This is a genomic window from Ideonella lacteola, from assembly GCF_038066555.1.
Classification (GTDB): domain Bacteria; phylum Pseudomonadota; class Gammaproteobacteria; order Burkholderiales; family Burkholderiaceae_C; genus Ideonella; species Ideonella lacteola.
Genome location: NZ_JBBUTG010000002.1, coordinates 356,863 through 380,767, shown reverse-complemented (window position 1 = coordinate 380,767; position 23,905 = coordinate 356,863). Strand labels below are relative to the sequence as shown.

19 protein-coding genes are annotated in these 23,905 nt (G+C 68.0%); 13 read left to right on the top strand and 6 right to left on the bottom strand.

What is annotated here, in order from left to right:
• Positions 1-10: 10 nt before the first annotated feature.
• From AACH06_RS05230 to AACH06_RS05220, 3 genes are all read right to left on the bottom strand, one after another.
• On the bottom strand, positions 11-1,426 hold the full coding sequence (locus AACH06_RS05230) for a DUF3999 family protein (protein ID WP_341424569.1): 1,416 nt from the start codon (positions 1,424-1,426) through the stop codon (positions 11-13).
• Positions 1,423-5,388 carry a DUF2339 domain-containing protein gene (locus AACH06_RS05225; protein ID WP_341424568.1) on the bottom strand — a complete coding sequence of 1,322 codons (3,966 nt, stop codon included), beginning with the start codon at positions 5,386-5,388 and terminating at the stop codon, positions 1,423-1,425. The genes AACH06_RS05230 and AACH06_RS05225 overlap by 4 nt, the downstream gene beginning before the upstream one ends.
• Before the next feature lie 137 nt (positions 5,389-5,525).
• Positions 5,526-6,140 (bottom strand): hypothetical protein, encoded by a 615-nt coding sequence (locus AACH06_RS05220; protein WP_341424567.1) that lies wholly within the window; start codon positions 6,138-6,140, stop codon positions 5,526-5,528.
• Between the two features lie 93 nt (positions 6,141-6,233).
• Between AACH06_RS05220 and AACH06_RS05215 the strand changes: the two genes are divergently transcribed.
• Positions 6,234-7,529: a winged helix-turn-helix domain-containing protein gene (locus AACH06_RS05215; protein ID WP_341424566.1), complete on the top strand. Its 1,296-nt coding sequence runs from the start codon at positions 6,234-6,236 to the stop codon at positions 7,527-7,529.
• Positions 7,530-7,559: 30 nt separating this feature from the next.
• On the opposite strand, the gene AACH06_RS05210 is transcribed toward AACH06_RS05215, so the two are convergent.
• Positions 7,560-7,763, bottom strand: a complete 204-nt coding sequence (locus AACH06_RS05210; protein ID WP_341424565.1) for a thrombospondin type 3 repeat-containing protein — start codon at positions 7,761-7,763, stop codon at positions 7,560-7,562.
• Between the two features lie 812 nt (positions 7,764-8,575).
• Here AACH06_RS05210 and AACH06_RS05205 point away from each other — a divergent pair.
• From AACH06_RS05205 to AACH06_RS05180, 6 genes are all read left to right on the top strand, one after another.
• Positions 8,576-9,421 (top strand): hypothetical protein, encoded by an 846-nt coding sequence (locus tag AACH06_RS05205; protein ID WP_341424564.1) that lies wholly within the window; start codon positions 8,576-8,578, stop codon positions 9,419-9,421.
• Positions 9,422-9,777: 356 nt separating this feature from the next.
• Complete coding sequence (locus tag AACH06_RS05200) at positions 9,778-10,656, top strand: tyrosine-type recombinase/integrase (protein WP_341424563.1); 879 nt, start codon at positions 9,778-9,780, stop codon at positions 10,654-10,656.
• Positions 10,657-10,666: 10 nt separating this feature from the next.
• A complete protein-coding gene (locus AACH06_RS05195) occupies positions 10,667-11,869 on the top strand; it encodes an IS91 family transposase (protein ID WP_341424562.1) in 1,203 nt (400 codons plus the stop codon).
• A gap of 320 nt (positions 11,870-12,189) precedes the next feature.
• Positions 12,190-12,753, top strand: a complete 564-nt coding sequence (locus AACH06_RS05190) for a tetratricopeptide repeat protein (RefSeq protein ID WP_341424561.1) — start codon at positions 12,190-12,192, stop codon at positions 12,751-12,753.
• Between the two features lie 85 nt (positions 12,754-12,838).
• Complete coding sequence (locus tag AACH06_RS05185; RefSeq protein WP_341424560.1) at positions 12,839-13,336, top strand: hypothetical protein; 498 nt, start codon at positions 12,839-12,841, stop codon at positions 13,334-13,336.
• 84 nt (positions 13,337-13,420) lie between these two features.
• A complete protein-coding gene (locus AACH06_RS05180; protein ID WP_341424559.1) occupies positions 13,421-13,618 on the top strand; it encodes a hypothetical protein in 198 nt (65 codons plus the stop codon).
• Positions 13,619-14,355: 737 nt separating this feature from the next.
• Here the strand turns inward: AACH06_RS05180 and hutH are convergent.
• Positions 14,356-15,906 carry a histidine ammonia-lyase gene (hutH, locus tag AACH06_RS05175; protein WP_341424558.1) on the bottom strand — a complete coding sequence of 517 codons (1,551 nt, stop codon included), beginning with the start codon at positions 15,904-15,906 and terminating at the stop codon, positions 14,356-14,358.
• Between the two features lie 32 nt (positions 15,907-15,938).
• Here hutH and AACH06_RS05170 point away from each other — a divergent pair, with 32 nt between their 5' ends.
• Entirely contained in the window at positions 15,939-17,105 is a 1,167-nt protein-coding gene (locus tag AACH06_RS05170; RefSeq protein WP_341424557.1) for a DUF4185 domain-containing protein, read from the top strand.
• Positions 17,106-17,160: 55 nt separating this feature from the next.
• Here AACH06_RS05170 and hutU read toward each other — a convergent pair whose 3' ends face one another.
• Positions 17,161-18,873 carry a urocanate hydratase gene (hutU, locus tag AACH06_RS05165; protein WP_341424555.1) on the bottom strand — a complete coding sequence of 571 codons (1,713 nt, stop codon included), beginning with the start codon at positions 18,871-18,873 and terminating at the stop codon, positions 17,161-17,163.
• A 136-nt stretch (positions 18,874-19,009) separates the two neighbouring features.
• On the opposite strand from hutU, the gene hutC reads away from it, so the two are divergent.
• From hutC to AACH06_RS05140, 5 genes are read left to right on the top strand one after another with little or no spacing between them, the layout of a single operon-like run.
• Positions 19,010-19,735, top strand: coding sequence for a histidine utilization repressor (gene hutC, locus AACH06_RS05160; RefSeq protein WP_341424554.1), 726 nt, complete (start codon positions 19,010-19,012; stop codon positions 19,733-19,735).
• Entirely contained in the window at positions 19,732-20,313 is a 582-nt protein-coding gene (locus AACH06_RS05155; RefSeq protein ID WP_341424553.1) for a HutD/Ves family protein, read from the top strand. Before hutC ends, AACH06_RS05155 begins: the two co-directional genes overlap by 4 nt.
• Before the next feature lie 51 nt (positions 20,314-20,364).
• Positions 20,365-21,645: an imidazolonepropionase gene (gene hutI / locus AACH06_RS05150; protein WP_341424552.1), complete on the top strand. Its 1,281-nt coding sequence runs from the start codon at positions 20,365-20,367 to the stop codon at positions 21,643-21,645.
• A gap of 11 nt (positions 21,646-21,656) precedes the next feature.
• Positions 21,657-22,469, top strand: a complete 813-nt coding sequence (gene hutG, locus AACH06_RS05145) for an N-formylglutamate deformylase (protein WP_341424551.1) — start codon at positions 21,657-21,659, stop codon at positions 22,467-22,469.
• Between the two features lie 2 nt (positions 22,470-22,471).
• Positions 22,472-23,866 (top strand): formimidoylglutamate deiminase, encoded by a 1,395-nt coding sequence (locus tag AACH06_RS05140; protein ID WP_341424550.1) that lies wholly within the window; start codon positions 22,472-22,474, stop codon positions 23,864-23,866.
• Positions 23,867-23,905 lie beyond the last annotated feature (39 nt).

The window sequence follows — 23,905 nt, the reverse complement described above, 5'->3', positions numbered from 1 at the left end:
TGGCAGAGCATCAACCCGTGGGCGGATCACCCCTCGGTGCCGCACCGGGTTTCAGCAAGGTCCACGCCATGAAACCCATCAGCAGCAGGGCCCCCGCCATGGCCGCCCACAGCCAGAGCTTGTGGTTCGAGCCCGCGGTGTCGGCGGTGGGCGCCGAGGCCGTGCTCGGTGCGGGCGGCGTCGGCGACGCGGTCGACGCCACCGTGGCGGGCGCCAGCTCTGCCGTGGTCTGCGGCAGGGGGTCGTCCGCGCGACGCCCGGGCATCAATTGGTCGAGCGACATGGCCACCGGTGGTGAGGTCTGCGCCCACGCCAAGCGATAAGGCCCTGGCCCCCGCGCCAGGAAGACGAGGTTCGCGGCACGCCCGGCGACACGCAGCCTGGGCGCCACCGCCCCCAACTGCGCCATGCCCCCCGTGGGCTGCACCCGCAGCTTGCGATACAGGCCCCCTGACACGGTCATCACCGTCGAGCGCACCGCGCTGCCTTGCAGGTTCAGCGCATACACCGTGCCGCTGGCGAGAGGCCAGAACGATTCATCCTGGCGTGGCGCGACCGGGGCCTCTTTGTGGCGAAGGCCACGCAGGTGATCCCGCACCCGGTGGCCGTGCGCGCGTGGGGCCTCCGGGTGCGGCTCGTCATCGGCTTGCACCAGCAGCTGCACCTGGGCCAGCGTGTTGGACTGGGCCAGCTCGAACTCCACACGCTGCAGCGGCAGGTGGCGTGGCAGCACATAGTCGCAGTGCGTCTCGGTGCATTCAGCCGGCGACAGCGATTCGCTCCATTGCCAGTCCGGCAGATCGGTGCGGTGCGCCAGGCTGACGATGTGGGCGCCCTTCAGCGGCAGCGGCTCGGCACCGGGTATCGGCCGCAAGCGCAGGTAGCCCGCGCGCGACACGCCGCCGTCGGTGCCGGCCAGCTCGAAGCTGCTGCGCTCCAGACGCAAGCCCTGGTGCTGCAGCGCGACCAGTTGTGCTTCGGGCTGCAGCATGCGCCAGCGCTGCAGGTCGTCGCTGGCCTCCAGCATGAACGGGTAGATGCCGTGGGCCTCGGGCGTGATGTCGAGCTGCAGCTCCTGCACCAGGCCCTTGACGGCGCGCAGGTCGACGATCCAGCCGCCCTGCAGAGCCGGCGCCGGCTGGGACGCAACACCAGCCGCGGCCGGTGCCTTGAACAGCGGCACCGACTGGCGGTTGGGCGTGGCCACCGTCGCAGCCTCATCATCGACCCACGCATAGGGCACCGCATCGCCGGCGCCGTTGAGCACCCGCAGGTCCGACAGGTCTGCCGATTTGGCCTGGGCACGCACGCCGAGCGGCAATCGCAGGGTGTAGTAGGCGCCCTCGCCCTGCAGCTTCAGCGGCGCCTCACCCGCGCTGGCCGACACCGCCGCCAGCGCCATCCACATCATCCAGGCGCATCTCATGCCGCGGCCTCGTTGGTGGCTGCGGCAGCCTCGGCGGCTTCTTCGCGTCGCGGCGGCACCGGGGCAAAGTAGCCCACCACCAGCAGCAGCAAGCCGACGACGATGAAGGAAACGATGCGGTAGAGCCCGCCATGGTCGGCCAGTTCGATGAAGAACAGCTTCAGCACCACCACCGCCAGCAATGCCGCACCCGCCACCCACACCGCGCGTCGCACGCGCTTGTGGCCCAGCACCATCAGCGCCACACCCAGCAGGGCCCAGGCGACCGACAAGGTGGCCTGCGTCAGGGTGGAGGCGAACAGCGAGCCCCCATCCCACGGCACCGCCGCCCAGTGATGGCAGGTGCGCAGCAACAAGCCGGTGTAGAGCACAAAGGCGGTGGCGCCCAGGGCCAGCACGCGCAGATCGCGCGGCAGCCAGCGCTGTGCCGAATCAGGCAGGGCACGGAACCACAGCAACAGCGACAACAGCACCAGGCCATGGCCCAGCTCCAGCGGATTCAGCAGCGGGATGTACGGCAAAGGCGCTGCCTCACCCGACAGCAGGTTGCTGAACCACACCCACAGCAGCAGGTAGGCCGCCACCGGCGCCGCGCCCGCCAGCAGGTACGCGTCGCGGAAGGCGCTCAGAGGCCAACGGCGCAGCAGGGCCGGCCGCGTGAGCAGCGCCAGCACGGCCGCTGGCATCGCCACCCAGCCCAAGGCCGGCCAGGCCGACTCGGGTGCCCCCACCTGTGCCAAAGCCCATTGCCCTTCGCGGGCCGCCACGATGGCGAACAGCCAGAAGCCGAGCACATGCAGCGGCGACTGCAGCCGCTCAGGCACCCAACGGGCCTGCTGGCGCAACAGCACCAGGTGCCACACCAGGCTCATCGGCCAGATCAGCCAGCCGGCATGGGCATGCGGGGCATCGCCTGAGACGGCGAGACTGGTCCAGGCCAGCAGAATCCAGCCCGGCACGGTGATGCAGGTGCTTTGGCCGACCACCTGCCATTGACGCCAGCGCGCCAGCGCCGTCAGCAAGGCCGAGCTGAGCGTGACCCACGCCAGCAGCAACGGCATCCACCAATCGATCGCGTCGCCGCCGCGTTGCGACAGACCGCGCCAGACCTCGGGCGGCAGCACCTGCGACCACCACCACAACACCCACACCACCAAGCCCCATTGGGCCACCGGGCTCTTGAGCCAGTTCCGGGTGAACTGCCGGCCCGCTTCGCGCCGCAGCATGTCGCCCGCGATCAGGCCCGCCAGCGTCAGCAGCCATGGCGTCCACAGCGTCATGCCGGCCACCGTGCTGGACCACAGCGGCTCACCATAGACCAGCGCGCAGACCCCGGACACGACCTGCCAACCCCAGCCCGTGATCACCAACGGGTCGTGCCGCAACCGCAACCCCAGCCACAGACATGCCAGGCCCACCGCCGGCCACACGCGCGCGGCCTGGTCGGCCGGCATCACGAACAGCAGACTGCCCCCCAGCGCGGCCACCCCCACCAGCCAGCCAATGGTCACGCCCAGCGGCCAACGGGCGACTTCGGCGCTGGCTGCGGTGTCGTCCTGCAGCTCACGCCAACGGGCGCGCAGGCTGGCCGGCAACGCCAGCCACGCGCAGGCCATCAAGCTGGCGGCGATCAACACCGCGGCCACCAAGCCAGACCCACCATTGCCCAGCATCGCCTGGCCATGCAGCACCTGCAAGGTGGCCAGGAAGCCACACAAGGCCACGGCCTGCAAGCAAACCACCGACCACGGTTGGGCGGCACTGCGCCAGCGTTCAGGCCACAAGGCCAGCCCCAAGGCGAGGCCCGAGGTGACCACCGAGGCCCAGGTCGGCACGAGCAGCATCCACGCGATGGTGGTCAACGCGGCCACGCCAATCGCCCACTGCACGGCCTCGCCGAGGGTCTCCCAAGCCGCCATGGCTGCAGCCGGCTGCCCCGCCTCGGCGACGGACGGCTCGGCCGCGCGCCGACGCAGGCTGACGGCGTGCATGGCCAACGCGCCTGTTGCGAGCAATGCCATGCCGAGCACCGAACCCGTCAGCCACGGTGTGCCCGGCGATTCATCGACGCCCAAGGAGCTGAAGGTGCGGACGGCTGCGCCGAAGAGCACCAGCAAGGCGAAGGCCCGCGCGTAGGGCCGGTGCTGGCGAACGCCCAACCAGTACATGCCTGCCGCCTCGATGGCCCAGGTGGCCCCCGTCCACACGCCTTCGAGGGCCAGCGGGATGGCGAGCGTTCCGAAGATGACGCTGACGATCACATAGGCCTCGCCGAGCAGCGCGTAGCGCGGGCCGCCACGCTTCATCGTCAAACCACCCAGCAACAGGTAGAACATCGAGAAGCCGAGCGCGGCCCACGCCGGGCCGTAGGCCCAGTCCTGGACCAGCAGGTACTGCAGGCCGAATGCCACCAGGGGCACGCCAAACACCAGGGCGCTGTCGACCCGGCCCACCTGAGCCAGCGCCTGCATCGCACGGCGCGCGAGCGGGTCGGCGCCGTCGGGCAGATCGCTGGCCGCCAGCGCTCTGCGTGCGAACAGCAGCCCGATGCCGGTGAAAAGCAGGAAGAACAGGATCAGGTAGACCTGCACGCCGGTGTACAGCGTGGGCTCGTAGCGCCCCTGCGCCCAGCCACTGGCGAGCGTGAAGGTGCCGACGAATGCCACGAGGTTCAAGGGTCGCCAGGCCTTGAACCAGGCCACCAGGAACACGCCGATGTCCAGCACCAGCATGTAGCTGAACAGCACGTGATGGTGGCCGCCGCCGCTGGAAACGAGCACCGGCGCGGCAAAGCCTTCGGCCACGGCCACGTAGGCCAGCCATGGCGCGTTCTGCACCACCGCCAGCACGGCGCTGAGCACCGTCACCGCGAAGAGGAAGACGAAGGCCGCTTCCGGCGGGATCAGGCCGTTGAGCTTCAGCGAAGCCAGGGTGGTGAGGTACAGCACGCCGATGCCCGCGCCCTGCAGGATCAGCCCATATCCCGTGCCACCGGCGGCATCGCGCCGGTCACGCAGGCGCCAGCCCAGGCCCAGCAGGCCCACGCCCAGCAGCGCGACGCCCGCGTAGCGCAACTCGGGCGGCACGGTGATGCGTTCGGCGGCATAGCGCAGCAGGAACGCCAGGCCGAGGAACAGCACCAGCACGCCGACCTTGACGATGGTGTTGCCACCGAAGATCCAGTCACGCACCACGGGCGGCAGGCGGTCGCGCAGCGGCACCGCGGGCGGCGGGGGTGGTGCGGGCGGGGTGGCCGGCGCCTTCGCGGCGACCGCCGGCTCGGCCGCGGAAGCAGCCAGCACATCGATCGCGATGTCGACCTCGGCCGGGGCGGCCATCGATGGGGACGGGGTTTCCGCCTCGTCCGGCACGGCCCGCATCGGGGTGGCGGTGTCGTTGGGGATCGCCGCGGCCGCCGGCGTAGCCTCGGCGGTCACGCGGGCCAGGGCTTCATCCAAAAGCGCGTCGGCCGGGCGAAGCTCGGCCGCGATGGGCGCCGCCGTCACGGCCTCGGGAATGGCCGGAACCATCGGGGCCGGCGGCACCCGCAGTGGCACCGATGCCACATCGGGCGCCTCTTCGCGGCGGGTCAACGCGGCCGATGGCACGGGTGCATCCGCGCCTGGCGAGCGCGCCGCGCCGGGGGCGACACGGGCAGCCGCGAGTGCGGCGGCCGATTCGGCGGCAGAGGCCCTCAGGCGGGCCACCTCGCTCTGCAGTTGGCGCACCTGCTGCTCAAGGGCAGCGAGTCGTTGGTCCAGCGTCAAGCGCACCGGCCGGGGCCCGGAGGGCCGCGCCTTGTCGCTGCTGGCCTCGTCCGGCTCGTCTTCTTTGTCGCGGCGCGCGCTCGACTGGATCAGCGCCGCCCCCCCCACACCCAGCATGAGGCCCACCAGGACCCCCGCAAAATCGCCTAGCAGCCCGCCGACCACGGCGCCTAGCAGGCCGAAGAACCATTTCATCTCGCCACCCTCTCATTTCCTCTTGGCAGAGGTGGCGGCGATTATGCGAGCCGGCGCAGCCGGCCCGTGACGGGTGATCCCGTGCAGTAGCGCGCCACGCGGCGAACGGTATCGCCGCGGGCGACTTCGTCAAAGCCTCACGGCGTGGTCTTGACAGGGTGCGCGTCCACGCGCAGCGTCAACGCCGAACCCTCGGTGCCGGCCGGCTGCCAGCCGCCATTGAAGGTGGTGGTGGTGATCATCGAGCCCCGCTTGGCAAACGTCCACACCGGGTCGACGAACATCGGCGACATGGACGCAGCCACCACCCAGTACGACCGGCCAGCCACCAGATGCGGGCCCTTCTTGGTCTCGAAAAACTGCTCGACCGGGTTCCAGCCCAGGGTGGCCACCGGTGCCGTCCAGCGCTCCAGCTCGACGCCGCTGGGCATGCTGGCGCTGCCGCCTTCGTCCAGCGCGTCGGTCTCCAGCGTCAGGCGAACTTTCTTTTGCAGCGTTTCGCTGTTGTTCATCAACCAAAGGCCGATGCGCGCCAGACGCATGTCGCCGTTGGCCGGCACGGTGAAGCGGGCCGCGACCGATTGATCGGCAAACACATCGAAACCATTGACACCGAAGATCCCACCCGGGCCCGGGGTGTCGACGATCGGCACGGTCTTGGTCCAGCCCGTGGTGTCGGCGGCCACGGCGGGGCCGGCGGCCAGGCCAGCGGTGGCCACCAGCGTGGCCAGCAGGGGGGTGCGAAGGTTCATGTCGTGTGCTCCTCAGAGAAGTGCGTGATGCTAGGGCGCGTGGCTGTGGCAAGCTTGACCGAATCCTGATCAACACTTGCCGATGGACCGCCCATGCCTACCGCCGCGCTGACGCTCGACGCCGCCGGCTTTCCCAGCGCCGACGGACGCCCCCTCGACCTTGCACCCAAAGAGCGCGCGGTGCTCGCCCTGTTGCTGCAACGGCGCCCCGCCGTGGTGAGCAAAGAAGAGTTCGCCAGCGCAGCCTGGGCGGGCCGGGCCATGTCCGACGAAAGCCTGGCGCGCAGCATCAGCCGCTTGCGGCGCGCGCTCGCACCGCTGGGGCTGACGATCGATTCGGTCTACGGAACAGGCTATCGGCTCGATGGTGGCGCGAGCACCACGCCACCACCTTCCCGCCTGGTGATGGCCACGCAGGCCTCGCCCGCCACGCTGGAAGCCTATTTACATGCACGGCAGCTGGCGGCCCAGCGAACGCCGGCAGCCGTGGGTCGCGCCATTGAACTGCTGCGCACCTTGATTGAGCGCGAGCCGGGCTACACCCCCGCCGGGGTGGCGCTGGCCGAGGCCCTAGCTGCCGCCATCGGTTGGGGGCAAGTGCCCACCGACCCGTCGGTGGAGGAAGGGCTGCAGGTGCTGGACCAGGCACAGCGCCTGGATCCGTCCACGCCCGGGCTGGCCGGCGCGCGCGGCACCCTGCTCGACATGGCCTGGCGCTTCGATGAGGCGGCGCAGGCCCATGCGCAGGCGATGCAACATGGGCCGCAGGATGCCGACTCGCTGCTGGTGTACGCCCGCCACCTGCTCTTCACCGGCCAGGCCGACGAGGCGGTGGAACAGTTGCGCACCGCGCTGCGGCTGTCGCCTCACACGCCCTTGCTGCGAATGACCTTGTCGCGGGCGTTGATCCAGGCGGGCCGTGGCGCGGATGGGCTCGCCGAGGCAGACGCTGCGTCGGCGGAGAACCCAGGGCAGCTGTTGATGGTGGCCTTCAAACTGGCCATCCGCGCGATGGTGGCCCCCAGCGACGACATCGAGGCGCCGGCCTGGCGCCTGTCTGAAGGGGCCGACACGCCGCCTTTTGTGTGGACGGTGCTGTCGTTCGTGTTGGCCCGTCTGGGGCGACGCGAGGCCGCGCTGGACATCATCGATGCCACGTTGATCTGCTCACGCACCACCACCGGCGAGGCCACGCTCTATGCGGCACCGCTGGCGGCCCTAGGGGAAGTCGATCGCGCGGCCGAGCTGCTGCAGCGCGCCTATGACGAACGCTGCGGGATGCTGGCCATGGTGCTGCGCGATCCCGCGCACGCCGACTGGCTGCCACATCACCCGATCGGCCGCGCGCTTCTGGCCCAGGTCTACAGGACGCTGTCGACCCGAGTCTGAGAAGCGCCAGCCTGAGAAGGGCCGGACCGATCAGCGCTGGTACGGGTTGTACGGTCGGTTGTCGTTTCGGTTGCGCACACCGTCGTTGTCGCGGTCACGGTCGTAGCGGTTCGGCACACCATCGCGATCGGCATCGTGCACATAGCGCGGATGGGCAGGCGCCACCACGCAGGCGCTCAGGCTGGTGACGAGGGCAGCCGCGCAGGCGGCGATCAGGGTGACTCGTTTGAACATGGTGAAAGCTCCTTCAAGACGCCCTCAATGTGCCGGCCCGCCAACCAGTGCGGAATCGGCCCCAGGAGCGAAGTCATGTAGGAAGGAGCCTACGGTCGTTCACGACACCCCACGGCACGAGATGTAAGCGCCGCGAACCGACAAAGGTTGAGCGGGGCGTGCCGAGATACGGGTCAAACTGATACGCATCCTCCTCGCCGTGCATGCCTCAGCCCAACGGGCAAGTACGGCATGAGGCTCGCTCCTTCGACCTTGGTTGACCTCACCGCACTGCGACCGCATCTTCGCGGTCAGCGATGGGGTGAGTGGCGAGCCGCCAGCACGCCTGTCTGGACGACCGCGGCCGCCACGCTGCCGACGTAGGGCCCGATGCGGTGGACGTCGGCTATGCAGCGGTTGGAGTCGGTGGCTCTGGTGGGGCGACCTTACGCTGACCGACAGCAAGCCGCCGATCAGCCAGCCCGCCGGCGACGCAGTCAATGTCAGCGAAGCGATGGACAGCGGCCACCTGGGTCGCCAAGTTGTTGGGCTGGGGGGCGAACGACCGGTCACTGACAGGCCGGCCGGCTCAACTCGACCCTGAAGAGTCGTGCGTCGTCCTGGACTGGTTACCGCAAAGTTGGCCTTCGGCCTTCAGCACGGGCACCTGCTGGAGTCCGGAGCGGCCTGATAGTTCGAGAACTTCACCTCCACATTGCACGTGCGGCTCGCACCCGAATTTGGCAAGGTTTGCGTGACCCAATGTGCATCCTGCGCGCGCCATAGGGATGCGACACTCACCGCGTTGTACAAGTGGGGCAAGGATGAGAAAGATGAAGGGATTCAGGCTGTCGGCGATTGGCGCGGTCCTGCTGACGCTATCGCCGCATGCGCAATGCGCCGATGCCGTACCGGCCAAAGGCCCGCTCACGGCAGTCGAAAGAGAGCAATGCAAGGCTCAGCTCATCGAGGTCAACCAAGGTGTTCACACCTACAACGCGAAGGTGGACGAGATCCAGGCGCTGGAGGCCGAAATCAAGGCTTTGCGCGCGGAACTTGACAAGGAGACGGCGACGATTGATCGCCGCGACAGTGCCGCCATGCAGGCACTCAATGCCAAGATCGGCAAGAACAACGAGCTGGTCGAGCGGCATGAGCAGATGGGATCGGTGTTGACGGCGATGGCGAATGTGAACGATCAGCGTGCCGCGCAGTTCCGCGAGGTCTGCGACAACCGGACTCCTTCGCCGCTGCCTCGGCCCCCGCAAACGCCAGCGTCGTCAACGCAGCCGTCGGATGTAGCCTGCAGCTCGGCCACCGGCGCCAAGGACGTGAAGCGCCAGATCGAAGCCACCTTCGCCGACATGCGAGCTGACGAAAAGCAGCGCCAGGCAGAGGTGGACCGCGTGGCTCAGGCGCGCGCGACAGCGCAGTCCTGGAGCAAGGAGAAGCAAGGCCAGGTCTGGATGCAAGTTATGGCCTCACCCAAGTTCATGGCCTTCGAGCGCGAGAAGCAGCCCTACGTGCAGGAGTTGATGCGTGTCATCAGCAGCAAGCCCAAGAGTGGTCAGGAAGAATGCCAGCTTGTGCAACGCATTGCCGCCACGCTGCCGGCCATCAAGGCCATCAACGCGCGGCAATACGCATTCATGGCAGATGAGATTCGAGTGGCGAAGTAGGCGAAGCCTGAAATCCGGTCCGCCGGCCCAGCAGCGTCTCGGTCGACTTCAGCGGTTACCTGTTGATGCCTAGATAAGTCCTATTCGCACGGACCTCGATCCAGTCGTCGCGACGTCGACGAACAACTAGCGTCGCAATAGGTCAATGCGTCGGACGTCAACACTGTCAAGTCCGGAGAGTCGCCGGTTGCGAACTGCAGCTCCTGGCCGTTATGAATAGCTATCCATAATGACCAGTGGACTAAACCGCTCTCGCGGTAGGCGGTCCCGAGATGTCGCGGCGACTCGTTGTGCTGCGGGTTCTGCGAAGTTGACGGGCGAGGCAATTCGCCTCGTTCTTCAACGGAGCAGCAACCATGGACACGACAACCCGCAAGGTCTCGCCGCTGCGGCAACGCATGATCGAAGACATGCGCATGCGCAAGCTGGAGCCCAGGACGCAGGAAGGCTACATCCGCGCCGTTCGCAAGTTGACCGAGTACCTCAAGCGTTCGCCTGACACCGCCACGGTCGAGGATCTGCGTAACTTCCAATTGCACCTGGTCGACACCGGCACCTCGCCCATCACGCTCAACGCGACGCTGACCGGGCTGAGGTTCTTCTTCGACATCACACTGGGCCGCGCCGAGTTGATGGCCAGGATGCAGCCGGTGAAGCTACCCCGCACCGTGCCCGTCGTGCTGAGCATGCAAGAGGCTGCGGCGCTGATCGCCGCGGCGCGCAACATCAAGCACCAGGCGGCGTTGTCGGTGGCCTATGGTGCGGGTCTGCGCGCCAGCGAAGTCTGCCGGCTCAAGGTCGGCGATGTCGACAGCGAGCGCATGGCGCTGCGCGTCGAGCAGGGCAAGGGCGCTAAGGATCGCTACGCCATGCTCAGCCCGGTGGTACTGCAGCGGCTGCGCGCCTGGTGGCGCATCGGCCATGCGCAGGGCAAGATCCTGCCCGGCGGCTGGCTCTTCCCGGGGCTGGACGTGATGGAACCGCTGAGCGCACGACAGCTCAACCGCGCTGTGCATGACGCCGCCGCGGCCGCGGGCATTGCGAAGCGCGTGACCACGCACACGCTGCGCCATTCCTTCGCCACCCACCTGCTGGAGCGTAAGGTCGATATCCGCGTGATCCAGGTCCTGCTGGGCCATAAGAAGCTCGAGACCACATCGATCTACGCCCACGTGGCCACCGACCTGCTGCGCGAGGTGCTCGGTCCGCTGGAGCAGGTGCCGCCCTCGTCGTGAGGTAGGCGCCGTGGGGCGGCCCGCCCTCGAGGTCGCCGACATCTTCCGCGCACACGGCCCGGCCTGGCGCGAAGCCCAGCACGGCCACCTGAGCCTGGCGCAGCTGAAGGTGATGTCGGCCATCACCCAGTGCCGCACGGCGGCGCTGGGAGGCCATGTGCTGCGCTGCGAAGGCTGCCGAGCCGACCAGGTCTCGTACAACTCCTGCCGCAACCGCCACTGCCCGAAATGCCAGAGTGCAGCGGCCCAACGCTGGCTCGACGCACGGCAGGCCGACTTGCTGCCGGTGGAGTACTACCACGTGGTCTTCACGCTGCCGGCACCTCTCGCCGACATCGCGTACACGAACAAGGTCGCGATCTACGGGCTGCTGTTCGACGTCGCCGCCGAGGTGTTGCAGACCATCGCTACTGACCCCAAGCATCTCGGAGCGCGCATCGGCGCGACACTGGTACTGCACACCTGGGGCTCGGCGTTGACCCATCATCCGCATGTGCACGGCATCGTGCCCGGCGGTGGGTTGTCCGCGGACGGTGGGCGTTGGGTCGCGTGCCGGCCCGGGTTCTTCCTGCCCGTGCGGGTGCTGTCACGACTGTTCCGGCGCCGCTTCCTCGAAGAGCTGAAGCAGCTGCATCTGGCGGGCAAGCTGCGGTTCTTCGGTGAGCACGAGGGCTTGGCAGATGCGCAGGTGTTCAAGCGATGGCTGGCACCGATGCGCAAATGCGAGTGGGTGGTCTATGCCAAGCGACCGTTCGCCGGACCCGAGGCCGTGCTGGCCTACCTGTCGCGCTACACCCATCGCGTGGCGATCTCCAACAGCCGCCTGCTCGCGCTGGACGAGCGTGGCGTGACCTTCCGCTGGAAGGACTACCGAGCCAAGGGACGCACTCGCCACAAGGCCATGACGCTCGCCCCCGACGAGTTCATGCGCCGCTTCCTGCTGCACGTGCTGCCCAGCGGCTTCCACCGCATCCGGCACTACGGGCTACTGGCCAATGGCAACCGGCGCCACAACCTCGCGACGATTCGCAGCCTGCTCGTGCCGCACGCCAGCACCACGAGCGCCGGCTGCGATGAAGCGCAGGCCAACACCGAGCAGGCCGCAGCGCCGCCCACGTTCGTGTGCCGGCACTGTGGCAAGCCGATGCTGATCGTGCGGCTGCTTGAGCCCGACCCTGCTATCCGGGCACCGCCCCACAGGTTTGCCGTATGACCAACGCGAGCAAACACAGACGTCCACCGTCCGACGGTGGCCGGGCCGCCTCGCGCCGACCCACGCGCGACGCGCGTCTTCGGTGCAGGCTTCGCCAGAACCGCCGCCGCAGCGTGGCTCGCTGTCGGCATTGCCGGCCGTCGGCCTCACAGCGGACGCCGCGATTGCCGACTCCGACACAAGCGGCGCGTCCGCTATCGCCATAGCAATCGCGCGTTCACTGACCACCGTGGCGTGCGCCGCGGTTTCCTCCCCCGAGGCTTGTCCGACACCTGCCCTCCGACCGGTGCAGATCGACAGCTCGCTGCACACGCGGGCAGGTGTCCGACAACCCTAAACAGGAGCGGACTCTCACGATAGACTGGCTCTTGCCTGATGGGATCGCAAGCTGGCTCACCAGCCGCGCGGGAACTTCCGAGATCCAGAACGCGAGGGGCGTAGCCATGGAGTTGGAGAGCAGTTTGGCGGCGCAGGTCAAGGAGATCTGCGATGAAGGCGATGTGCTCATTGGGATGGGCGAGCTGCAAGACGCGTTCAAGAACTTCTCCGAGGCCCTCTCACTCGTTCCGGAGCCGAAGGAAGCGTACTTGGCGACAGCGGGCATCCTTGCTGGTTTGGGTGACGTCTACTTCCAGGCGAAGAGCTATGTGCAGGGCAAGGAAGTACTCAGCGACGCGATGCACTGCGCAGGCGCGATCGGTAGCCCATTCCTTCATCTCCGGCTGGGCCAATGCCAATTCGAGATCGGGAACGTAGATCGAGCTGCGGACGAACTTGCACGAGCCTACATGGGTGCAGGGCAAGAGATCTTCAGCCAAGAAGATCCAAAGTATTTCGAGTTCCTGAAGACCCGACTCAAGCCACCCGCCTCGGGAAGGTGGTGACAGCAGTCGGACAGGAGCGGTAGCTCGTGAGAGGCGGGCATCCGGTTGGCTGTCTAGTCGAACCTGAACTATTCGGCATCCAAGAATGAAGATCGCGTGTCACTGCGGCGCTGTCATCGTCGACCAGACTGACTTCCTGTCTTACAAGGCGTATGTTGTCGCCGACCGGGATTGGGAAGACTTCGTCGATGCGTCGGAGTCAAAGGGGAGGATTGACTCGTCACTCGTGCGTCTGTCCTATCAGTGCCCGCAATGCGGCCGCCTCTACGTCGAGGACGCCTCGCGCGAACTCCACGCCTTCATTCCGGACGAGCACAAGGTTCAGGTGCTTGGCTCAAGCGAAGGCGTGGACTGGCGTGCGCCACTGATTGGGTCGTGGAATGACAGGCCATATGCCGGACAAGCAAAGGGACATCTCTGGTGTGATGCTGACGGCGGCACTTCGACTGAATTTGACGACTGGGAACAGCTGGAGCTTGCTTACCAGGCGCTTTTCAAGCGGCTCCGCGAGTCGGATCGCCTTCGATCGGCGCTCCTACGGAAGAACGGGCAGGACGTGCATAGCTGGGCGTGCAAGGCGTAGTTGCCGAAGCTTGCGGCCACAAGCGGCCGGTCGCGAGAGAATCGCGACGGTACGACGTTGATCCCGGGAGCGCGAGAATCGGCTATGGACGTCGATCTGCCCAACATCGAGGGACAATGGTTCGCTTCGCTAGGAAGCGACGACAGGAAGTTGTTTCTCGCGGTCCTCGCGCACGAACTGACGATTGCCGGGCGCGACAGCTATCGACCGGGTACGAAGGACCTGACAAAGCCGCAGCTGCTGCGCAAGGTGAACGAGGTCCTGCACAGGGTGACGGCCTAGCTGCGTAGTGAGTTGACTAAGCCCGGTACACCGGAGTTCTGTGAGGTTCTCGGCCGGATCGTGCTGGACCCATCCGATCCGGAAAAGTTACAACTGACGGCTTGGGCGTGGTCAAACGCCAAGGATGTCGTCCTCACGGCTCGGATCGTCGAAGATCTGTAACGCGTAGCGCTGCATAGTGCCGCCTAAGGCTGCATTTGGGCGCCGGCTAGCAGGACTCAAATGTCTTCGAAGGGTCGGGCGCCGCCGGCCACAGCCAGCAGATAAGGTCGCTCGCTCGCCACCCGCTGCAACCACGTCCGAGCGACCGGGGGCCCAGGTGCAGCGGCCGCTCACGGAGCCGGTCGACGAATGACAGGTGATCAACCCCGCTGACATTCTGGCCGCCGCCAACCAACGACCGCCCCAGTCTTGACTTGCCCCTCGGCCGAGCCCGGTCACTGACAGCTGATGGCAGGCCAGGGTCGATCAATTGCGCCTTCTGGCGGCCCGCAGCTCGCCCCGTCGCTGACCGCGAAGGTGGGGTGCCCGTACGGTGATGGTCAACCGAAGGTCGAAGGGGCGAGCCTCATGCCGTGCTTGCCCGTTGGGTTGAAGCACGCACGGCAAGAGGGATGCGTATCAGTTTGACCCGTACCTCGGCAGGCCCCCTTGAGAGGTTGAGAGAAGTGGGCTTGTCCAGCGAAGGGGCCCGGCAGGGAGGGCCGGGCGCCCTCCAGCCCTCGGCCGCGCTCAGCTCACACCGGCACCCACAGCGTGGGCAGCGGGCCGGGCAGTGCGCGGAACACGGCCGACAGGGCACCGTCGGTGACCAACGCGGTCGCAGCTTCGATGTCGGGCGCGAGGTAGCGATCGACCTCGATCGACGGGCACTTTGCCCGCAGCAGCGCATGCGCTTCTTCCAGCGCGGCCGAGCTCTTGAGCGGGCGCAGGAACTCAATGCCTTGGGCGGCCGCGAGCAGCTCGATGCCGATGATGTGCGCCACGTTGCGAATCATCGGCTGCAAGCGGCGCGCCGCGAAGGTGGCCATGGAGACGTGGTCCTCCTGGTTGGCCGATGTCGGCAGGCTGTCGACGCTGGCCGGGTGGGCCAGGCTCTTGTTCTCGCTGGCCAGCGCGGCGGCCGTCACGTGGGCGATCATGAAGCCGCTGTTCAGGCCGGCATTGCTGGTCAGGAACGGCGGCAGGCGCGAAACGCCGGTGTCGATCAGCATCGCGATGCGGCGCTCGGCGATGGCGCCAACCTCCGCGATGGCCACCGCCATCGCGTCGGCGGCCAGCGCCACCGGCTCGGCGTGGAAGTTGCCACCGCTGATCATCATCCCGTCGTCAGCGAAGACCAGCGGGTTGTCTGTCACGGCGTTGGCTTCACGCACCAGCACCAGCGACGAGTGGCGCAACTGGTCCAGGCACGCGCCGACGACCTGCGGCTGGCAGCGCAGACAGTACGGGTCTTGCACCCGGTCGTCGCCTTCTTCGTGCGACGCGCGGATCGCGCTGCCCTTGAGCAGCGCGCGGTAGTACTGCGCCACGTCGATCTGGCCGGGCTGGCCGCGCAGCGCGTGGATGCGCGGGTCGAACGGGCCATCGCTGCCGCGGGCGGCATCGACCGTCAGCGCGCCCACCACCAGCGCCGATTCGAGCACCGGCTCGAAACTGAGGAAGCCGTGCAAGGCGAGCGATGCGCTGGTCTGCGTGCCATTGATCAGCGCCAGGCCTTCCTTGGCCTCGAGCGTCAGCGGCGCGATGCCGTGCTCGGCCAGCACCGGCCCGGCGGGCATGCGCTGGCCATCGACCAGCATCTCGCCTTCACCCAGCAGCGCCAGCGTCATGTGCGACAGCGGCGCAAGGTCGCCCGAAGCCCCCACCGAGCCCTGGCTGGGCACATAAGGCACGAGGCCGGCGTTGAACACCGCGATCAACGTGTCCACCACCACCTGGCGCACACCCGAAGCACCGCGGGCCAGGCTCGCTGCCTTCAGCGCCAGCATCAACCGCAACACCGGGGGCGACAGCGGTTCGCCCACACCCACCGAATGCGAGCGAATCAGGTTCAGCTGCAGCAAGGCCAGATCGGCCGCGCTGATGCGCTGATTGGCCAGCTTGCCGAAGCCGGTGTTCACACCGTAGACCGGCGCGTCGCCAGCCGCCGCGGCCTGCACGATGGCCGCGCTGGCGGCGATTGCCGCCTTCGAGGATTCGGCCAGGGCGATCTTCACGCCGCCAGCGTGGATGGCTTGCAGCTGCTCCAGCGTCAGCTGGCCAGGAGTCAGGGTGAGCATGGACATGATCGGCGGTTCCTCGGATTTAGGATGGCTGGATGAAAACGTTTTTATCGACCCTGGCGCTGCTCAGCGCCACGAGCCTCGGGTGGGCAGCCGACGTGACGCCCTACAGCGCGGTGGCCGCGCCGGAATGGACCGCCCTGTTCGACGCGCCGTACGGCGTGAACGATGGCTGGAGCGGTGCCGACGGCGTCTACACCATCCCCATGAATGGCGACGAGCGCTTCGGCAGCGGTGGCGCCACGAAGACGCTGATCCTCTTCTCGGACAGCTTCGTTGGCGGCACCCACCCCGACGGCAGCCGCATCGGCGGCACGGTGATGGTCAACAACACCAGCGCGATGCTGAGCGGCGCCACGCCCACCCCTTCGGCGCTGCAGTTCAACGTGCGCCGCGACGCGGCCGGCAAGGCCATCTCGATGGTGGTGCCGACGCAAGCCGGCCAGTGGTACTGGCCGGGCGACGCGCTGGTGTGGAAAGGCAAGGTGCGGATGTTCGCCGCGCGCATGGCCACCGGCGACGGGGGCGACTTCAATTTCAAGCAAGTGGGGGTCGATCTGCTGACCGCCCCGGCCAGCGACGACGCGCCGTTCCTGGGCAGCTACAACCGACTGAAGCTGCCGTTGTTCGCACCGCGCAACGGCCAACTCGGCGAGATCGCCTTCGGCATTGCAACGATGCCGCTGACCGTGCAGGCCGGCGCACCGAACCCGGACGGATTTCTCTACGTCTACGGCGTGCGCTCGGACGACTTCAACAAGAAGTTGCTGGTCGCCCGCGTGAAACCTGATCAGATGACCAAGCCTGGCAGCTACCGCTTCTGGAACGGCACGGCCTGGGTCAGCGACATCAACGACAGCGCGCCGGTGGCCAACCGTATGGGGGCCGAAATCAGCGTCACGCCGCTGGCCGATGGCCGCTTCCTCGTCGTGCACCAGCTGGACACGCTCAGCGGCACGGTGGTGGTGCGCTATGGCGCCTCGCCGGTCGGCCCCTTCGGCAAGCCGATTCCGGTCTGGCTGTGCCCTGAAGACAACCTGACGCCGGACACCTTCGTGTACGGCGCGAAGGCGCATCCGCACCTTTCGGCCCCTGGCGAGTTGCTGATCAGCTACCACGTGAACACGTTCGACTTCTGGGAGAACTTCAGCGCCGGCGGCAAGGACATCTACCGCCCGCGCTTCATCAAGCTGCCGTTGTGACGACACCCGGCGTCGGCCGCGCTGCAGCGGTGACGACACGGAGCATCGGTCGCGATCAGCGGATCATCGGCAGGTTCAGGCCCTGGGCCTTGGCACAGGCGATGGCGTCTTCGTAGCCCGCATCGGCGTGGCGCATCACGCCGGTGCCGGGGTCGTTCCACAGCACGCGCTCAATGCGTTTGGCCGCGGCATCGGTGCCGTCGCAGACGATGACCACGCCCGAGTGCTGCGAGTAGCCCATGCCCACCCCACCACCATGGTGCAGGCTGACCCAGGTGGCGCCGCCGGCCGTGTTGAGCAGCGCATTGAGCAGCGGCCAGTCGCTCACCGCATCGCTGCCGTCCTTCATGGCTTCGGTCTCGCGGTTCGGTGAGGCCACTGAGCCGGAGTCGAGGTGGTCTCGGCCGATCACGATCGGTGCCTTCAGCTCACCGTTCTTCACCATCTCGTTGAAGGCCAGGCCCGCACGATGGCGCTCGCCCAGGCCGATCCAGCAGATGCGCGCCGGCAGCCCTTGGAAGGCGATGCGCTCACCGGCCATGTCGAGCCAGCGATGCAGGTGCTTGTCCTCGGGGAACAGCTCCTTCATCTTGGCGTCGGTCTTGCGGATGTCTTCCGGATCACCCGACAGCGCCACCCAGCGGAACGGCCCCTTGCCCTGGCAGAACAGCGGGCGGATATAGGCCGGCACAAAACCCGGGAAGTCGAACGCGTTCTTCACGCCCTGGTCCAGGGCGACCTGGCGGATGTTGTTGCCATAGTCCACCGTGGGGATGCCCATCTGCTGGAAGGCGAGCATGGCCTGCACATGCACGGCGCAGCCGCGGGCCGCCGCGTCGCGCAGCGCGGCATGCTGCGAGGCATCGGCCTGTGCGGCACGCCACTGCTCGACGCTCCAGCCCACCGGCAGGTAGCCGTTGACCAGATCGTGCGCCGAGGTCTGGTCGGTGACCAGATCGGGCTTCGCGCCGCCGGCCTGGGCCCGCTTGACCAGCTCGGGCAGCACCTCGGCCGCATTGCCGAGCAGGCCGATCGAGATCGCCTTGCCTTCGGCGGTGTAGCGTTGGATGCGGGCCAGCGCATCGTCCAGGTCGGTGGCCTGCTCGTCGAGGTATCGCGAGCGCAGGCGGAAATCGATGCGCGATTGCTGGCATTCGATGTTCAGCGAGCAGGCGCCGGCAAAGGTGGCGGCCAGCGGCTGCGCACCGCCCATGCCGCCCAGGCCGGCGGTCAGGATCCACTTGCCCTTGAGTGAGCCGCCGAAGTGCTGGCGGCCGGCCTCGACGAAGGTCTCGTAGGTGCCCTGCACGATGCCCTGGCTGCCGATGTAGATCCACGAGCCGGCCGTCATCTGGCCGTACATCATCAGGCCCTTGCGGTCGAGCTCGTGGAAGTGCTCCCAGGTGGCCCACTTGGGCACCAGGTTCGAGTTGGCCAGCAGCACGCGCGGCGCATCCGCATGCGTGCGGAATACGCCCACCGGCTTGCCGCTCTGGACCAGCAGCGTCTCGTCTTCGCCCAGCTTCTTCAGGCTGTCGAGGATGGCCTCGAAACTGTCCCAATCGCGGGCCGCCTTGCCGATGCCGCCGTAGACCACCAGCGCATCCGGGTTTTCAGCCACCGCCGGATCCAGGTTGTTCTGGATCATGCGGTAGGCGGCCTCGATCAGCCAGTTGCGGCAGTGCAGCGTGCTGCCGGTGGGCGCCTTCACCGGGCGGGCCTGAGCCGAAGAGGTGGCACGACGGGTGGGCTGGGACAGGTCGGTCATAGCAAGGCTCCTGGGCAGACAGCGAGGGTGGACAGTGGTGCACTGGTGGCCGCGGCGGCGCCAAAGCCTGGCGCCTGGCCGCATTGGGGTCGCATCCTACTTGTCTAGACAAGTTTAGGCAAGTAGCATCCGGTCCATGGTTTCCACCAAGCCGCCATCGCCGCGCATGGCCCCCTACGCCCAAGTCAAGCAGTACCTCAAGGGCCGGCTGGCCGCGGGCGATTGGCCGCCGGGTGTGCTGATGCCCTCCGAGGCTGAGCTGGTGTCGCAGTTCGGCGTGAGCCGGATGACGGTGAACCGGGCACTGCGCGAGTTGCAGGCCGAGGGGCTGATCGAAAGGGTGCAAGGCGTGGGCACGTTTGCCGCGCAGTTGCACAAGGTCTCGTCCACGTTGACGCTGCGCGACCTGCACGAAGAAATCGCCGAGCGGGGCCATCTTCACGAGGCCCGGGTGATCGCGCAAGAGACGGTTCCAGCCACCGATGGGCTCGCTGGTCAGCTCGGCCTGCCGCCCGGCTCACCGGTGTTCCACACCTTGATCGTGCACCTGGAAAACGGCGTTCCTTTGCAATGCGAAGACCGCTACGTGAACCCGGCCTGTGCCCCCGACTACCTGGCGCAAGACTTCACCCGCACCACGCCTACGCACTATCTGTTCGAGGTCACCGCCTTGTGGCGAGCCCAGTACTCGATCGAGGCCGGCCGGCCGACGAAGGACGAAGCACGCCTGCTCGGCATCGCGCCGGCCGATCCCTGCCTGATCATCGTTCGCCGCACCTTCTCGACGGACAGCGCCATCACCTTGGCCCGGCTCGTCCACCCGGGCCAACGCTACGGCCTGGAGGGCCACTTCACACCATGATGCCCCATGTGATCGAACTCGCCCGCACCGTGCCCCAGCCGTGGCGCAACGGCGGCGGTGTCACGCGCGAACTGCTCACGTGGCCGGCCGGGTCGGGCAGTGAATGGTCGGTGCGCGTCAGCGTGGCCGACATCGAACGCGACGGCCCGTTCTCGCCCTTCCCAGGCATCGAACGCTGCTTCACGGTGCTGGAAGGCGAAGGCGTCGTGCTGGCGTTCTCCGACGTCGAACGGGTGCTTCGGCCCGGCTCGGCGCCGATCACCTTCGACGGCGAGGCTGCCCCCGGTTGCAGGCTGATCCAAGGCCCGACGCGCGACCTCAACCTGATGGCGGCGGCCCGCGCCGGCCGGGCCCGCATGTGGATGGCCCAGCCTGGCGACACGGTGCCTGCCCGGGCGGCGTGGTGGGGGCTGTACACCGAGTCGCCAGCCATCTTGCGCGCCGACGGGGGTGAGCCTCTGCCCTTGCCTGCGCGCAGCCTGGCCTGGGGTGCCGGCACGGCCACCCCCACCTGGCGGCTCGATTCGGAGAACGCGTCTTGCACCGCCTGGTGGATGAGCCTCACGGCGCACGATTGAATGTGAGACTGCACCCCCAGCGGCAGCCCCTCGACTCCACCTCTTTCGCTCATGACACACGCCCCCTCGACGCCCACCCCATCCACTGGCTGGCACTGGTGGCGCCACGCCAAGCTGGCCACCATGTCCGACGAGCCCGGCAGCCCGGCCTGGGGCTGGTGCCCACAGGGTGACCTGTTGACCCACGGCGATCGCATCGTGTGGGTGGGGGCCAGTGAACAGGCGGAAGCGGCGTTGCAGGCCCATCTGCCCGCTGATGAGCGAAATCTCTTGGGCAGCACCGACCTGCATGGTCTGCTGGTCACCCCCGGCCTGATCGACGCCCACACCCACCTCGTCTACGGGGGGCTGCGGGCGAACGAGTTCGAGATGCGGCTCAAGGGCGCGACGTATGAGGAGATCGCGCGCGCAGGCGGCGGCATCCGCTCCACCGTCACGGCCACGCGGGCCGCCACCGAAGACGAGCTGGTGGCCAGCGCTCTGGGCCGGGCCCGCACCTTGGTGGCCGATGGCGTCACCACGATGGAGATCAAGTCGGGCTACGGCCTCAGCTTCGAGCATGAGGCACGGTGCCTGCGGGCGGCGCGGCGGGTGGGCGACACGCTCGGCCTGACGGTGCGTGTCACCGGCCTGGCCGCCCATGCCCTGCCGCCCGAGTTCGATGGCCGCGCGGACGCCTACATCGACGCCATCTGCGACTGGCTGCCGCGCTGGCATGCCGACGGCCTGCTCGACGCGGTCGATGGTTTCTGCGAGAACATCGGGTTCAGCGCCGCGCAGATGGAGCGGGTGTTCCGCGCCGCGCAGGCGCTGGGCTTGCCCGTCAAGCTGCATGCCGAGCAATTGAGCGACCAGGGCGGCGCCGCACTCGCCGCCCGATTCAACGCCCTCAGCGCCGATCACCTCGAATACCTCAGCGACGCCGGCATCGCCGCGATGGCGGCCGCCGGCACCGTCGCCATGCTGCTGCCCGGTGCCTACTACTACCTGCGCGAGACCAAGCTGCCGCCGATCGCCGCACTGCGTGCCGCGGGCGTGCCGATGGCGATCGCCACCGATCACAACCCCGGCACCTCGCCCACCCTGTCGTTGTCGCTGATGCTGAACATGGCCTGCACGCTGTTCCGCCTCACCCCCGAAGAGGCCCTGGCCGGCGCCACCCGGCATGCCGCCACGGCGCTGGGGCTGGGCGCGAGTCACGGGCAACTGCGCGCCGGCTTCCGGGCCGACTTCGCGCTTTGGGAGGTGGGCCATCCCAACGAACTGGCCTACCGTTTCGGTGACCGGGCCTGTCGCGGCACCGTGATCGGTGGGCGACGCTTCTCGTCTTGAATCCCCCTGCCATGAACGCTTCAACCCATCCGTCCATCTACACACTGCACCGGGGTCACCGGCCACTGCTGGTCAGCCTGCCGCATGTGGGTCGCCACATCCCCCCGGCGCTGCAGCCGCTGTACGCCGAGCGGGCGCTGCAGGTCGAAGACACCGACTGGCATCTGGACGAGCTGTACGCATTCGCCAAGGCCTTGGGCGCGAGCCTGATCGTGCCGAGCTGCTCGCGCTTCGTGATCGACCTCAACCGGCCGCCCGAGAACACGCCGATGTACGCCGGCGCCAACAACACCGAGTTGTGCCCCACACGCTTTTTCACCGGTGATCCGCTGTACCGCGACGGCTGCGCCCCCAGCGCCGCACAGATCGACGAGCGCCGCGCCACCTACTGGCAGCCGTACCACGATGCCTTGCGGGCCGAGCTGGATCGTCTGTCGCATGAGCACGGCCATGCGGTGCTGTTCGATGGCCACAGCATCAAGAGCCGCCTGCCGTGGCTCTTCGAGGGCAAGCTGCCCGATCTGAACCTGGGCACCGCCGAAGGCCGCAGCTGCGACCCGGTGTTGCGTCAGCGGCTGGCCACGGTGCTGCAGTCGCAGTCGACCTTCACCCAGGTGGTGGATGGCCGCTTCAAGGGCGGGCACATCACGCGCCACTACGGGCAGCCGGCTCAGCGCGTGCACGCAGTGCAGCTGGAAATGTGCTGGTCCACCTACATGGAGGAAGCGCCGCCCTACCTGATCGATCCGGCACGGGCAGCCAAGTTGCAGCCGGTGCTGCAGGCGCTGCTGGAGACCACCTTGAACTGGACACCGGAGGCATGAGCATGGCCGACCCCCATTCCCGCCTGTACTGGGCCGCTCGCGCGTGGTTGCCCGGTGGCTGGCGCGACGCCGTGCTGCTCGAAATCGACCACCAGGGACGTTGGCAGAACGTGCAGCCCGACACCCCCCCGCCCGAGGGCGCGGTGAAGCTGGCCGGGCCGGTGCTGCCCGGATTGGTCAACGCCCACAGCCATGCGTTCCAACGTGCCTTCGCCGGCCTGGCAGAACGGCGCGAAGCCGAGGGCGATGATTTCTGGAGCTGGCGCGATCGCATGTACCGCGTGGCCGGTGCGGTGACTCCTGACATGCTGCGCGCGATCGCCGCGCAGCTGTACGGCGAGCTGCTTCGCGGCGGCTACACCCAGGTCTGCGAGTTCCACTATGTGCAGCACCAGCCCGACGGCACGCGTTACCCCGAGCGCCACACCATGATCCAGGCGCTGGTCGAGGCCGCCTCTGACGTGGGCATCGGCCTCACCGTGTTGCCGGTGCTGTACGAACGTGCGGGCTTCACCCAACCGCAGCTGCGGCCCGATCAGGCCCGCTTTCACCTCGACGCCGACGCCGTGTGGGCGGCCAGCCAGGCGGTGCAGGCCCAGGCGCACGCGAGGTTGAACGCGGGCGTGGCCATCCACTCGCTGCGGGCCGCGGCGCCGACGTCCATCCAGCGCCTTCGGCAGCTGACCGAGGCCTTCGGCGGCCCGATCCACATCCATGTGGCCGAGCAGCCTGCCGAGGTGCGCGATTGCCTGGCGGAAACCGGCGCACGGCCGGTGCAGTGGCTGGCCACGCAGGGCCTGTTGGACGCCCGCTGGCAGCTCGTCCACGCCACGCACGTCACGCCAGAAGAAGTCGACGCGGTGGCGCGCCACCATAGCACCGCCGTCATCTGCCCGACCACCGAGGCCAACCTGGGAGACGGGCTGACCGACATCCCGGGCTGGTTGAAGGCGGGCGTGCCGTTGGCGATCGGCTCCGACAGCCACGTGACCCGCGCCTGGCGTGAAGAGCTGCGCTGGCTGGACTACGGCCAGCGGCTGGTTCGCCAATGCCGCAATGTCGCCGCTGCCCCCGAGGCGGGACGCCCGGCCACCGCCGAACGCCTGTGGGAAAGCGCCCTCACCGGTGGCGCCCGCGCCTGCGGCGAAGTCGTGTGGGGCATTCACCCGGGGGCGCGGGCCGACCTGCTGGTGGTGGATCTCGGCGATGCGAGCCTGGCGGGCATCCCGCCGTCGCGGGTGCTGGATGCGCTGGTCTTCTCCAGCCCCGGCCGGCCGTGGCGCGACGTGATGGTGGCCGGGCACTGGGTGGTGCAGGGCCACCAGCAACGTGGCAGCGCGCAACGACAGGCGCAGTTCGAGGCGGCGATGCAACAGCTGTGGGCCGAGGGGGCCTGAACGCGGGGCGGCGCCTGACCTCGCTCAAGCAACGCCGCG